Source organism: Natrononativus sp. DTA114, from assembly GCF_059736515.1.
Genome location: NZ_JCASSN010000006.1, coordinates 156,805 through 170,608, shown reverse-complemented (window position 1 = coordinate 170,608; position 13,804 = coordinate 156,805). Strand labels below are relative to the sequence as shown.

The window sequence follows — 13,804 nt, the reverse complement described above, 5'->3', positions numbered from 1 at the left end:
GTTTCAATCCCGTTTTGGGTTTTCTCTTCGCCGCGACCCGACGGCGGCGAAGACTCCCACGCCGCCCGCATCAAGTTTCAATCCCGTTTTGGGTTTTCTCTTCGCCGCGACAGGCGTTGTCGCGGCGTCTGTGCTCGCTATCGTAGAGTTTCAATCCCGTTTTGGGTTTTCTCTTCGCCGCGACCGTGTGGGTGGGCTGGGCCAGTCCCTCGCTCCCGAGTTTCAATCCCGTTTTGGGTTTTCTCTTCGCCGCGACCGCATCTTGTAGACGAGCACGGCGAGTTTCGTACTGTTTCAATCCCGTTTTGGGTTTTCTCTTCGCCGCGACATCGTGATGTACGTCTCGTCCTCGGAGACCTCGATGTGTTTCAATCCCGTTTTGGGTTTTCTCTTCGCCGCGACAGCATCGAACCATTTGATCAGGTACGCCTCGTTATGTTTCAATCCCGTTTTGGGTTTTCTCTTCGCCGCGACATCATCACGCGGGTCTCGTCTTCGGAGACCTTGATGTTTCAATCCCGTTTTGGGTTTTCTCTTCGCCGCGACTCGGCGGCGACACCTACGACAAGTGCGTCGCCGCCGGGTTTCAATCCCGTTTTGGGTTTTCTCTTCGCCGCGACGATTCAGAACCCAGGTCGAACCGATCGAGTCGAACGGTTTCAATCCCGTTTTGGGTTTTCTCTTCGCCGCGACCGGGCGGGCTTCCGCTGCGTCCAGCGGGACGTGCTGTTTCAATCCCGTTTTGGGTTTTCTCTTCGCCGCGACAAGAACCCACTGAGGATATTGCCGAGGTTCGCGACGTTTCAATCCCGTTTTGGGTTTTCTCTTCGCCGCGACAGCCGGAGCCTGAGCCGGAACCCGCAGTCGAACCAAGTTTCAATCCCGTTTTGGGTTTTCTCTTCGCCGCGACACCCACGACGGCGTGGCTCACCACACGGCGACCGAGTTTCAATCCCGTTTTGGGTTTTCTCTTCGCCGCGACAGGGGGTTCAGATACGGCTATCTAATCTAAAAAGCTTTCTCAGAACGCGATTTTGAGCCGCTTGGTCATGGACCCCTGCTGTACACGCTGTTTATATGGGTCAGCGAAGAACGCGGTTACGAAGAGGGTCCCGAAACCAGGTATAGCTCTCCTCCGAGCGTGATTGTGACGTACTTTTTCCGATCGTTTGTCTCCGACTCCGCTAATCCTTCGCTTTCTAGTTGATTGACGTGGCGGGTGATCGTACTCTTAGCACTATCCTTCTTTTTGTGGAGGTCATCGATCGAAATTGGAGTTTCGGCTTGCTTGATTAGCGATAGCGTTTCCAGAGCGCCTTTCGACTGTGTCGCTCCGAGCCGCGGCAGTATCCACTCCCGAACTTCTCCGTCGATGTCACTGTACCCAAATACTGAGTCAATGTGTTCTGCCTGTGCAACAGCCGCAACTGTAAGTGGGGCTACTACGTCTCGAGCGCCACTTCCGAGGTTGATGACTGGATGATTGGCTTCGAGCAGAACCGTACTACAAGTCAGTACCGCCGACGTGAAATCGTTGTGGGAGATTCGTTCGATAGTCGTTTCTATGCTTGAGTCGAATTCGTGCAACGTTCGTTCGACATCGTCGATTGCTTCGGTCGCTCGGTTGTCGTCAGTTTCCCGCTTCGGACGAATCAGCACGACTGAGTCCGGCAGTTCGAGATCGAGCTTAAGTATTGGTCGCATCACGCTCGTTGTGTTGAACCCAATCGGGGAGACGTAGGTGTGCATGAATGGGCGGTACTCACGCTGAACCTATAGTATTGCAGGAAATCGCAACGAACTCAAAACAGTTGCAATATCTATATTTCGCTGGATTTATCACGTCCGAATGGCGTTCTCTACCACGGTCGTATGGGACAACAAACCAGACAAGCGGCCCGACTACGTCGGATCGAACTTCGTCTTCAGGCCAACAAGCGATTCGACGTTCCTCTGTCGGACGGATACACGGTCTATAGTGCATTGCTCGCTGCACTGGAATCCGCAGACGAGGAGGTCAGCGCACGCGTACACGACTCCGATATCGGGAGTCTCCATAGTAGCGGACTTCAGGGTCAGTTCGGAAGCAGCGATCGACCACACCACAAACTCGTTCTTCCGAACAAAGAGTATCGGCTTTCGCTCGGGGTGACCGACCCCGACGACGAGACAATCTTTCAGGGTCTCGTCTCCGCTCTGGTTCTCGAGGGTGACTCGATCGAACTGACCAACGGTTCGCTCAACGTTGATTCGTTCGAGAGCGAAAACGCTACGCACTCCGAGTTGCTCGAACAGGCGAACGACGCCGAAAGCACCCCGGTGACAATCGACTTTCGAACGGCGGCATGTATCGAAGAGGTCGGCGAGGTCACGACTGCGTTTCCCCATCGCTGGAGCGTGTTCAACTCTCTGGCAGGGAAGTGGAACCAGACCTGTCCCGCTGATCTGGAACTGGAATTGGATCGGGAGACGATACTCGACTCTGTGATCGAAAAACCCGACACCGACAGCTACCAGACCCACAGCGTGCTCGTCAACCGGGTCGAGAACGAGACCGGCGAAAACCGGAACCTGTTTCGACAGGGGTTCACCGGCGAAGTGACCTATGACTTCAAAAACGCGAGCAAAAGCGTCGAGAACGCCGTGAAAGCGCTTGGGTTGTTCGGAGAGTACAGCGGGGTAGGGAGTGCGGTTGCTAGGGGTTGTGGTAGCGTGAATGTTGAGGTGTAGGAAAATGAGTGATAGATCAGACGAAGAACAAAGTGGACTCGATGATTTCAGCGAAACGGATAGAGGAAAGTGGGATAAGTCACATGTGATGGAAGAGTCACAATCTGGTGTTGCATCCCTTTCAGAAGAAATCTTCGAGGATCCTGATGAGGCATTTGCTCCCGATGAGACAGTGTCTGGCGAGCAGGCAGCACTCAATGAGGTGTTTAAGGAATATATCTCTCATATTGATGGAAAACTCATCGAGGCGGGTTGGCTATATCTCCCGAATAAGAGCATCGAGTACGGGAAAGTCGATCAATCGATGCTCAACCATACTCGGAATCTCGTTTTCTTCCTCCACCGGCTTGCGACCCAGGCAGAACGAGCCGGTCTCAGACCGATATCTCCGAAAGAGTTGCGTCACCTCATCGCTCTTGCAGTCATTCATGATTATCACAAACTCCGTGATGAAGACGAAATTCGGTCAGAGCGATTCAACATTACAATCACGGAATTAGGGCCTTTCATTGACGAACTCGCCCTCAAGGAGTTCAGTACCGATCCTTCGGAAGAAAATTCAGCACTTGAGATGCGGGACTTTCGTTCCTGTGCTGTCGATCATCACGCGACCGACAATGCAAAATCAACGAACGTGACGATTCGGTGGGAAAGATACCGACCGTTCATCCGGTTAGCAGACGGAATGGCATCCTCGACAACGCCGGAAGAAGCGGCGAATGCAAGAATGCAAAAACAGTTTCGGGAATGCTTTCCTGGCGCGAGCGTTGCACTGACTCACCACCGAATCGATCATGTAAGTGGTATTTTCACGAATCTGCTTAATACAGCAGTAAGCGAGTATCTGAGTGACGAATTTGACTTCACTCTTCTAACGATCTATCAAGATGGATGTGTGTATCTATCGCCAGAAGATACATCCCACCCAGAGAATGAAGGGGAACTATCCGAAACGATCGCAAACCGCTTCGGTAAATCAATCAAGAAGTCTCACTCGTCGTATAATAACCCCGATCAGTTACTGTTGAACTTCTCAACAATCTCACAGGGGTTATACAGTCTGAACGCGCCAGATTTCTTCTACGCAGGGGCACATAATATGCTTCGGGCAGTCGTGCGGAAAGGAGTCAACGACGGCAAGGAAGATGCCGGTCCTAGCGAGGCTGCACTGGACTCGATGGAACTACTGGAGGAAAGTCTGGACCAAACGTTCGCCAAGACAGAACAACAATACGGTCTCGGACGGTTCGTCAATACCATTAAAACGTCGTTCGTCAGACCGTTACTCGACAGTGATGCAACTAGCGACGATCTGATTCGAGCAACAGTAGCAGTGTTTGATCTCCCGGAGACTCTCGCAGATCAACTCATCAACCTTTCTGATGAGACGTCTTCATCGTTGACGAGTGGGGGTAAGTGGGAATACTCCTACGCTATCGCTCAGGGACTCCTGAATCGTCACGGTGGCGGCCCCAACATCCGGAATGCCGAAGATGATGTCTTCTCGACGGTTGATGCCTGCCTCAGTGAGCTCGCTGGCGATACCGATGAATGGCGCCAGGTCATCAGAGATGAGCACGCTGGAAACCTGAAAAAGGAGGTACGGGCATTTATCAGCGAAAATCTTCGACTCGGCTCTGGTAAAATGATTTCATCCGAATCGACTGTGGATACCTTCGACGAATATCTGAAAACGTCTCGAGGGAAAACGTGTACACTGTGTAGCCGTGGCGTTGCTGCAGGTGGCAATTTAGGCCCGATGAAATCGAAGAAATCACTCACAACGCTGCAGAGTGGCTTTTCGAACCGCGAGATGATAGGGGCCAGAGAACGGGAAAAGCTCCTGTTGTGTTCTGCCTGCCGTATCGAATTCTCCCTTCGGGAGACAGCTGCTCGACGTCGAGGACCCGGTCGGTTATTTTTCCACCTGGTCCCAGACTACTTCTATACGCCATTTTCCTGGCAGCTGTATTCTCGAACAATTAATCGATTTACTGGAGAGAACCGCGTTCGGATTGGACGGCTGGCTGAGGCCATATTCGACATCAAATCACCGGATGAATTCGCTTCAGTCATGGACGAATTGACCCAGCCCGAAGGAAACGGGCGAACAATGATTGAGTCGTTATCTCAGGAGTTCGATCGGAACCGGCAGTTCGGCGCACAAACCGTTGGGTACTTTAAAAACCCCGATAACGATACCGAGTTCCAGTTTTTCGGGGCATTTCTCGCCCTTGCAATCAGTTCCTACACGGGAATGAGAGTGTATCTTAGCGCATCTCCAATCCCTGAGATGCGGTCGCGTGACTTCCAAGAATTCGTGAAGATTGGAGGGGGGTTCAGCCAAGTGACAGCGTTTTATGGAGACAGCGTACCACTCTCTGAATTGCAAGGTCGCCTTCGGTCTGCAGCGGCACTAATCAAACTCGGCCACGCCTTGCAGGGAGACTCTCGAAAGGACTCGCTGTTCGCAAAGTACCTTCGGGTAACTCGTAACGAGATGCTCCCGGGGTCGTACCTGCTCAAGCGAGTAGCCCAATCCTCAGATGAGGGGCCGTACATTCCTGCCCTGATGAGGTACGCTGTCACGCTCGATGAACAAGCCGGTATCAAGCAGTACGGTTCAAATATGAGTGATACACCACACAGCCGCATTACGCAACTCGCTGATCTCGCCTACGACGCAATCCGTCCCGCAAGTGGACACGGGCGAAAACCCCATCGCGTCGAGCGAGTCTTTCGCGAGAGTGTGAAGGCGGTCTCGAAAACAGGAGAGCAACTTAGCCGAGACGACTACGTGATGCTCGTCTCAGGACGACTGCAGAAGATGCTCGACCGACAGGCAGGAGACGGCGTTTACCCGGTCAGTGCAGAAATGTCGAACGCTGGTACACCATTGCAAGAACGCATCGAGGAGTATTCCGAGTTCTTCGTCGATGAGATTCTCTATGGTATCGCTAACGGTCGCCCTTCGCAGCTGAAACGGCTCAAGAACAACCTTGCCGATGGGTTCTTTGGTGCGACGCTCAGGGCAGAATCGAGGTTCTACGAAGAGCGTGGCCAAACGAACGAAACCAACGATACGAAACCGGAGATGGAGTAACCAATGCTATCAGAATCAGTCACTACGGCGCTAGAGGGCGGTACCGTTCCGATCGACGAAATGACGAACACACCGGGAACCAACTACACGACAATCCTGGTCCTCAGAGAACTCGAAAGTCACGCAATCTTCACGACGAACGGCCAGGACGCGGACATCGCATCGTTGTCGGTCGTTGGAGATGACTCGAGTATCGAGTACTCGCCAGGAATAATGTTCATGCGTAAACAAACCGGTAGCGACCGTCGCATGGGCAAGGCCATCCAGCGTGAACTGCTGGATTACGAGGAAGAAGACTCGATGGAGGTGAACAACATGAACCCTCGTTCAGTCGAATCCGCCCTCTACGGTAGCGCAGCAAGCGGTGATGACGACGTCGATATCGGCGTCACCTCGCGAGTGATGTACGATACAGCGTTTAGCGTTCGGGATGCGAGCGCGTGCATCGACGAGAAGTTCCAGAACGCACCAGGTGAGGATTACGCCAAAGGTTCCCGTTCGACCATCCGCGAGCCGGATTTCTTCGAACCGGGTTCACTCTTCCCGTGCGCAATTACGCTCCGAGACGCCACCCCCGCCGAAGTAGCGTTCGTTGTCGCAATCACGAAACGAAACAAGCGGTACGGTGCAGCAACGACTCGGCTTGGCCGCGTCAAAAACCACATTCTTGGCGTGTACACCGGCGCCGAGGAAGGACCTTCGAACCGTGAACTCACGGCAAAGGCCATCACGTCGTTCGCTGCTGAGAACGATTATACGTTAGGTGACGTCGTTCAGGCCCCAGCACTCGATGTTGGGAAGGCAAGTGAGTACGTCCGAGATGCGTACGACGCTGCTTGCACAGAAAAGGTGGCACAGAATCCTGTCGATCAAACGATCGTGAACGACCTCATCAAGATAGCTGCAGATGACGAACTCAAGCCCATCTTAGAAGCCCAGCGACCGAATTCTGAGGAGTTTATCGATAACGCGATCAAAACTGACGGGGACTGACGGGGCAGCCATGCAGGTAATTGAAGCAACGCTCACGACGCACGGAAAAGTTGGATTCGCCTCACGAGAAGTGGGACGAATGACTGATACTGATCCGTGTATCCTGAATACAGCGTTGCACTACGCCCTCGGACTAGCGAGTGGACGGTACGTGGACGTGATTCACCAGCCAACTTATATTGAAGATACTGCTGATGTAGTCGACGAAGTGTACGTCACTCCCGCGGCGCCCGCTCGTGTCGAACAGCAAGGGACGACCCGTACAGAATATCTCACGACGAATCGGAACGCGAGAAGCGACACCTACGCTACGCCAAACTACCCGGCAACTGATGATCCCACAGGTCGGGCTGACAAGAACATCCCGACATTCGAGCGTGAGCGGGCATTAGCACCCGAGAACGCGTTCCATTTCTACGTCTTTCCGTACGGGCAAGACGCGAGCGAAGTATCTACACGACTTCCATCGTACATTCGGCTCGGGAAGAAGCGAGGGAAAGGACACGTCAGTTATCGAATTGTCGACGCCGAGCGCCGATCAGGCTCGTTCAGTCTTGGTCATCCGCTGAGCGTATACGATCACGATGCCACGCCGACTGGTGGCGTCGTGATGAAACAGATGCAACCGACACCGGTTTGGTTCGAAGGGGAGTTCGACACCGACCACTATGCAATTGAGCCTCCATTTCGGAACGAATCGAGGATACGGTACCCAGCCGGGGCAAAATTCCTCGCGACAAAACGGGACGATGTCTAATCTCGATTCAGTCTCGCTTCAGCTTGCTGGACTTGGACTTCGGACGTATCCAGGTGAGTATCCGATGGACGGCATCACCCCGTACCGACACCAGTGGGCCCTCCACGACGCACTTTTAGCACGTGAACCCGGGATATTCGTGAACGATGCCCCTACCGGTGGGGGGAAAACGCTCTCCTGGCTCGCGCCAGTGATTTCAGAAGGGCTCTCAACGGTCGCTGTCTATCCGACAAACGCCCTCATTGACGATCAGAAACGAAACATATCTGATATCCTGAGTGATATTGATGGTGGAGACGACTGTCAGCTCTTGGCCGTGACCAGTGAAACGCTCCAGAACGAATATGCGGATCGGTTCCCCCATGCTAGTTCGAACGGTGAACGGCTTTCGCTACTGCTGAGGCAGGTGTTTTCTAGTCGGAAGACCGTCGTCCTTCTCACAAACCCCGACATATTCGTATTGCTTCGGCGGGAGATTTATCGAGAGCGAATTGGGCATATCAAACTGTTCGAAGTGGCCGTTGTCGACGAATTTCACCGGGCAACACGAAAAGAGCGGAATACGATGCTTTTCCTCCTCGACGAAATGTACGATACTGATGAGTCAATATGTCGATTGAACCATCTCGTCTTCTTGAGTGCAACCCCAGACGCGCGCCTCGAACGGCAGTTCGAAGATGCGATGGTTGCACCATATTATCGAGTCAATGACTTTAACTGGCGAAAGACTCCGCACCCTGCAATCACAGAAGAAACACCATCAACAATATCATTTGCACCGGGTGATTTGCCTGCAGAGTACAGAGCGGTCTTGCCCCCTGTCGATTTGTTAATCGAGCCAGCACAGACCTTCGGGACCGCAGCGGAAATATTAGCCAACGACGAAGTAGTGTTGGGGCGATTAGCTACCGGCCGGACGGTTATCATGCTCGATGGAGTTCACGAAGTCGATCGCGTGTATAATTTCCTACTCGGTACGGATCTCCCCCGGATTGAGCGCATCGACGGATTTCACCGCGAAGACGTCCGAGAGAAAATCGACACGTTCGACACGTTAGTGAGTAACTCAGCTGTCGAAGTCGGTGTCGACTTCGATACAGACCAGGTCGTGTTCTCGGGACACGATGCTGCTAGCTTCTTCCAGCGACTTGGACGACTTCGCACCCGCTCTGACCGTTCTGCTGCGTTCGCGTACGCACCTCCTTATCTCTTTCATGACCTTGAGCCAATTGCTAACTCTCTCGCTGAACAATGGGTTGATCGCTCAGAATTCGAAAAGCGTGTTAAATCAGCCTACGTCGATTCTTCCACACCCACTTCGTTTGACTGGCGGTACTCTGCTGTAGAGGCATACGATCATATTGAAGAGCGAGTGAAAAGTGCAACACCAGACGATAAAGTGGGCATTCGGAAGGCTGGTTGGTACCGAATTGAACGCCACTTTTTCAGCGAAAACCAAAGTGGTCTCTCAAAAACGGATCTCCAACGTATACACGAGGTCGCTGATTCATCTCTTCTTGATACGTTGAAGACGTACCGAGGGGGAAGTGTCCAGACGCTCGTTTACAATCAGTGTTCGCAGACCGTTCAAACGTACAACGTTCTATACCTCCTCCGCCATTCTGACGTTTCGTTTCACACCCGAGAGGACTTCATAGCTCAGCTACCGGACGAGCTGATCGACTCGGTATCGAGATTGGAACCATACAGTAGCGGCTATTGTATCTACCGAGGAGACTATGACGGACAATCATCCGATCCGAATGCAGGTCAGACAACTGGAAGGGATGTTACGTACAAAGCAACGGGGGAACTCTATACTCTTTTAAGCGAAACTCCTCGAGGTATCCGTACCCCAGAGGTCTGTACCGGTTTAGAGATCGAAGTGACACCTGGCGTTAACGGTGTTGACTTACTAAAGGACGAACTCGCCACCGACCAGATACTTTGTTATCCGCTCGAGGGGCACGTCTCACAAATTCAGAACCAGTACTCGCTCGGTTCATTTGGCTTCATCTATTCACTTCTCTACTCAGAGGGGAAAGCAGCGGTGGCATTTAACCACGACGCACTTTACCTTCATTGTCGTGTCCAAGATAGGAAACGTACAGAACCAAGCACCCTCGACGAGGTGCTTGATTTTTGAATTTTCCCACAACCGTCGGAAAACAAGACGAACTCGTTCACGTTAGCGCGTTGAACGAGTATGTGTACTGTCCACGCCGGTTCTACTATCAGCGATATCACGACGAGATCGGCACCCCATACGAACTCGTCGATGGTCGATCGAAGCACCAGAATCAATCGAACAGAGGTGGGTGGGTGACTGAACGATACTTCAGGTCTGACGAACTCAAGCTACACGGAAAAATTGATTTGATCGAATCCGATGGTGAAGTTCTTACCCCAGTCGAGCGGAAGCGTTCCGAAAGTGGGCAGTACTATCCGAGCGACGAGGTGCAACTCACCGGCTACTGTATGTTACTGGAAGCCGCACTCGACGAACCAGTGAACGTTGGCTACATCTATCTGTACTCGACCGACACCCGGCACGCGATTCGAATCACCAAACGGCATCGAGAAGCAGTTCACAAGATCGTATCGAAAATCACTGAAATGACTGTTGATACCCTCCCCCCATTCACAGACAATCCGACAAAGTGCGACGCCTGTTCTGCTCGTGAATACTGCATGCCGGCCGAAACCACCCGTCTCGAACCGGACAAAGCAGCCGGAACGGGTTGGGAGGATCACGTATGAAAGAGTCAGAAGGAATGTACGACGAGGCGGTGCTGTTTGTTACGAGACAGGGTACACAGATTCGCGTCGACGGTGGACGAATCATCGTCTGGGACGTTGACGGTGACGAGGGCGAAATCGCCTCCCGTCCAATGGGGAAGATCGACACGATCAACGTCTTCGGTGGGGTAAACTTTTCGACGCCGTTTGTTGCAAAAGCCAACGAGCATGGCATCGTTTTGAACTACTTCACACAGCACGGGAAATACCGCGGCAGCTTCGTCCCAGAGAAGAATACGATTGCGGAAGTCCGGCGAGCGCAATACGCACTCTCCGAGGAAGCAGAACTCGAAATTGCCCAGGCGATAATCACCGGCAAGATTCGGAACGCGCGGACATTGCTCTCTCGAAAGGGTGTTCACGGAACAGACGTACTGAAAGACCTCGGTATTCGTGCGGGTGCCGCTCGAAACAAGGACGAACTCCGTGGGACGGAAGGTGAAGCCGCAGAGCGCTACTTCGCCCGACTAGACGAAACGCTAATCGATGGTTGGACGTTCAGGAAACGAACGAAGCGACCACCGGAGGACCACATCAATTCGTTGCTCTCGCTTACCTACGTCTTTATGAAAAATGAGGTCTTGGCAGCACTTCGTCAGTACAATCTCGATCCGTTTCTGGGCGTCCTGCACGCTGACCGCCACGGTCGTCCGTCACTGGCACTCGATCTTCAGGAGGAGTTTCGACCAATCTTCTGTGATGCGTTCGTCACACGACTCGTCAATCGTAGTGTCGTGACTCACGACGACTTTCGAAAGGATAACCGATTGAACGACGACGCGTTCAAGACGTACCTCTCGAAGTTCGACGAGTACATGCAAGAGGAGTTCACCCATCCACACTTCGAGTATACCGTCTCGCGACGAAAGGCCGTCCGTCAGCAGTCAATTCTGCTCCGGAAAGCAATTACCGGAGAAATGGACGAGTACCACGCACTCACTTTCGACAGATAACAATGCGTCTCGCAATTACATACGACGTCAGCAAGGATTCGAATCGACGACAAGTGTACCGAACGCTCGAGAGATACGGTGCCTGGAAACAGTACAGCGTGTTCGAGCTTGAAGTCTCGAAAACCGATCGGGTCAAGCTCGAAGACGAACTTGAGTCACACATTGAGCCATCCGACGGCGATCGAATTCGAATCTACAGTCTTTGTGATTCATGTGTCGACGCGATCGAGGATCTCGGCGCCTCACAGTCTGGAGAGCAGTCGAACGTCATCTGAAGTAGTGTAGTTTCACACCCCGATTTCATCGACCCCTATAAATCGCGTGTATAGCCATAGTTGACGACAGCTATAGTGAGATTCAGCCGTCGAGAAACGCTTATTAGACCTATAGCCGAATTATCACCCCCTGTCACGGCGGACCGAAAACCCAGAACGGGATTGAAACTCGATCAGGGCGAGTTCGTCCCAGTGGACCTCTGCGTGTCACGGCGGACCGAAAACCCAGAACGGGATTGAAACATGCTGTTCTTCGCTTCCTGAATCGGGCCGATGAAGTCACGGCGGACCGAAAACCCAGAACGGGATTGAAACGACGTGAACCTTTGCGAAGGGTGCGGTTGGAGCGAGTCACGGCGGACCGAAAACCCAGAACGGGATTGAAACTTGCCGTGCTGGTGCTGATGCTCGACTACATCACCAGGTCACGGCGGACCGAAAACCCAGAACGGGATTGAAACCACGTGATCGGGAGAGTGGAGTGCCTCAGCAAGCTTGTCACGGCGGACCGAAAACCCAGAACGGGATTGAAACGAGGCTCCGACCCTTGTTTCGATCGATGCGAGCGATGTCACGGCGGACCGAAAACCCAGAACGGGATTGAAACTCGAAACATGATATGCATCCCCTACCACGAACCCTGGTCACGGCGGACCGAAAACCCAGAACGGGATTGAAACCCGCATAATGGCCCGGAAGTGCTCATACTGCAGTCACGGCGGACCGAAAACCCAGAACGGGATTGAAACTGTACGATGCGCCGTCGAACGAGTTGACGGTTGTGTCACGGCGGACCGAAAACCCAGAACGGGATTGAAACCCGATCTCGTCGTCAACGAGTGTCCCGCGTGTACGAGTCACGGCGGACCGAAAACCCAGAACGGGATTGAAACAAACTAAACGACCGCGTCGAGCGGTGGGATCCGCTGGTCACGGCGGACCGAAAACCCAGAACGGGATTGAAACTAAGTGACGGTGTGTGATTCGCTCCCGTCTTTGAGCAGGTCACGGCGGACCGAAAACCCAGAACGGGATTGAAACCGCATCTCGTCGAGGATGAACTTAACGACCTCCTTGGTGTCACGGCGGACCGAAAACCCAGAACGGGATTGAAACTTGTGAAGCACTCGGTTGCGGTACATGGCTTCGGGAGTCACGGCGGACCGAAAACCCAGAACGGGATTGAAACGGCCGGAAGGCAGAGGAGCTCGTCGAGGAGATGCAGTCACGGCGGACCGAAAACCCAGAACGGGATTGAAACCGGCTATCCTACTCAGCGCCGGAGTGTTCCTGTACTGTCACGGCGGACCGAAAACCCAGAACGGGATTGAAACAACCCGAGCCAGCCGAGTGACCCCCAGTTGTGGGAGTCACGGCGGACCGAAAACCCAGAACGGGATTGAAACGCAAAGACCTCGAACCCCATCGAGTTCGCGAAGGTCACGGCGGACCGAAAACCCAGAACGGGATTGAAACATCATGACGTTCGGATGGTTCCTCGGTGCGATCGAGTTGTCACGGCGGACCGAAAACCCAGAACGGGATTGAAACCAGACCTGGGGCATGTTCGCATCACGAGCGAAGACGGTCACGGCGGACCGAAAACCCAGAACGGGATTGAAACCCGAACCCAACGACTCCGATGATCAGCGACGGGTCACGGCGGACCGAAAACCCAGAACGGGATTGAAACAGCACGCCACAGATCGACGAGCGGACGGCCAGCCCGGGTCACGGCGGACCGAAAACCCAGAACGGGATTGAAACGCGGTCGATGATCGAGATCCCGGCGTTTGAGCCATGGTCACGGCGGACCGAAAACCCAGAACGGGATTGAAACGTGATGCGGCGTGACGCTGCGGAACAAAGCCGTCCTGTCACGGCGGACCGAAAACCCAGAACGGGATTGAAACGACGAGAACGAGGAAGCGGCGATCACGCTCGACTGTCACGGCGGACCGAAAACCCAGAACGGGATTGAAACACGATAGACGGCCGTCGAGCCGGAGAGGCAGCGACCGGTCACGGCGGACCGAAAACCCAGAACGGGATTGAAACCGAGAAAGGCAATCTGTACGTCAAACCCATCCACATGTCACGGCGGACCGAAAACCCAGAACGGGATTGAAACAGCGACTCGTCAACATCGCCGACTTCTCGATCGAGAGTCACGGCGGACCGAAAACCCAGAACG

General features: G+C 53.5%; 9 protein-coding genes and 2 CRISPR repeat arrays (2 of these 11 running past the window's edge). Of the genes, 8 read left to right on the top strand and 1 reads right to left on the bottom strand.

Annotated features, from left to right (window positions below; all coding sequences use genetic code 11):
• Window positions 1-982: direct repeats of the CRISPR family, unit length 37 nt; unit sequence GTTTCAATCCCGTTTTGGGTTTTCTCTTCGCCGCGAC (it extends 2,472 nt beyond the left edge of the window).
• A 116-nt stretch (window positions 983-1,098) separates the two neighbouring features.
• Complete coding sequence (gene csa3 / locus AC6I6S_RS19570; RefSeq protein ID WP_497952557.1) at window positions 1,099-1,749, bottom strand: CRISPR-associated CARF protein Csa3; 651 nt, start codon at window positions 1,747-1,749, stop codon at window positions 1,099-1,101.
• Between the two features lie 534 nt (window positions 1,750-2,283).
• On the opposite strand from csa3, the gene cas6 reads away from it, so the two are divergent.
• From cas6 to cas2, 8 genes are all read left to right on the top strand, one after another.
• Window positions 2,284-2,730 carry a CRISPR system precrRNA processing endoribonuclease RAMP protein Cas6 gene (gene cas6, locus AC6I6S_RS19565; protein ID WP_497952556.1) on the top strand — a complete coding sequence of 149 codons (447 nt, stop codon included), beginning with the start codon at window positions 2,284-2,286 and terminating at the stop codon, window positions 2,728-2,730.
• Window positions 2,731-2,734: 4 nt separating this feature from the next.
• Window positions 2,735-5,833, top strand: coding sequence for a type I-D CRISPR-associated protein Cas10d/Csc3 (gene cas10d / locus AC6I6S_RS19560; protein WP_497952555.1), 3,099 nt, complete (start codon window positions 2,735-2,737; stop codon window positions 5,831-5,833).
• A 3-nt stretch (window positions 5,834-5,836) separates the two neighbouring features.
• Complete coding sequence (cas7d, locus tag AC6I6S_RS19555) at window positions 5,837-6,826, top strand: type I-D CRISPR-associated protein Cas7/Csc2 (RefSeq protein ID WP_497952554.1); 990 nt, start codon at window positions 5,837-5,839, stop codon at window positions 6,824-6,826.
• A gap of 10 nt (window positions 6,827-6,836) precedes the next feature.
• Entirely contained in the window at window positions 6,837-7,583 is a 747-nt protein-coding gene (gene cas5d, locus AC6I6S_RS19550) for a type I-D CRISPR-associated protein Cas5/Csc1 (protein WP_497952553.1), read from the top strand.
• A 64-nt stretch (window positions 7,584-7,647) separates the two neighbouring features.
• Window positions 7,648-9,729 (top strand): type I-D CRISPR-associated helicase Cas3', encoded by a 2,082-nt coding sequence (cas3, locus tag AC6I6S_RS19545; RefSeq protein ID WP_497952551.1) that lies wholly within the window; start codon window positions 7,648-7,650, stop codon window positions 9,727-9,729.
• Window positions 9,726-10,343, top strand: coding sequence for a CRISPR-associated protein Cas4 (gene cas4 / locus AC6I6S_RS19540; protein ID WP_497952550.1), 618 nt, complete (start codon window positions 9,726-9,728; stop codon window positions 10,341-10,343). The genes cas3 and cas4 overlap by 4 nt, the downstream gene beginning before the upstream one ends.
• A complete protein-coding gene (gene cas1 / locus AC6I6S_RS19535; RefSeq protein ID WP_497952549.1) occupies window positions 10,340-11,335 on the top strand; it encodes a CRISPR-associated endonuclease Cas1 in 996 nt (331 codons plus the stop codon). Before cas4 ends, cas1 begins: the two co-directional genes overlap by 4 nt.
• Before the next feature lie 2 nt (window positions 11,336-11,337).
• The gene (gene cas2 / locus AC6I6S_RS19530; protein ID WP_497952547.1) at window positions 11,338-11,610 is read left to right on the top strand and encodes a CRISPR-associated endonuclease Cas2; all 273 of its coding nucleotides are present in this window, start codon (window positions 11,338-11,340) and stop codon (window positions 11,608-11,610) included.
• Window positions 11,611-11,742: 132 nt separating this feature from the next.
• Window positions 11,743-13,804: a CRISPR direct-repeat array (repeat unit 37 nt; unit sequence GTCACGGCGGACCGAAAACCCAGAACGGGATTGAAAC) (it continues 10 nt past the right edge of the window).

Coding starts and splice junctions, on each gene's coding strand:
- cas5d (WP_497952553.1), top strand. CDS start 6,837: ATGCAGGTAATTGAAGCAACGCTCACGACGCACGGAAAAGTTGGATTC.
- cas10d (WP_497952555.1), top strand. CDS start 2,735: ATGAGTGATAGATCAGACGAAGAACAAAGTGGACTCGATGATTTCAGC.
- cas1 (WP_497952549.1), top strand. CDS start 10,340: ATGAAAGAGTCAGAAGGAATGTACGACGAGGCGGTGCTGTTTGTTACG.
- cas2 (WP_497952547.1), top strand. CDS start 11,338: ATGCGTCTCGCAATTACATACGACGTCAGCAAGGATTCGAATCGACGA.
- csa3 (WP_497952557.1), bottom strand. CDS start 1,749: ATGCACACCTACGTCTCCCCGATTGGGTTCAACACAACGAGCGTGATG.
- cas7d (WP_497952554.1), top strand. CDS start 5,837: ATGCTATCAGAATCAGTCACTACGGCGCTAGAGGGCGGTACCGTTCCG.
- cas3 (WP_497952551.1), top strand. CDS start 7,648: ATGGACGGCATCACCCCGTACCGACACCAGTGGGCCCTCCACGACGCA.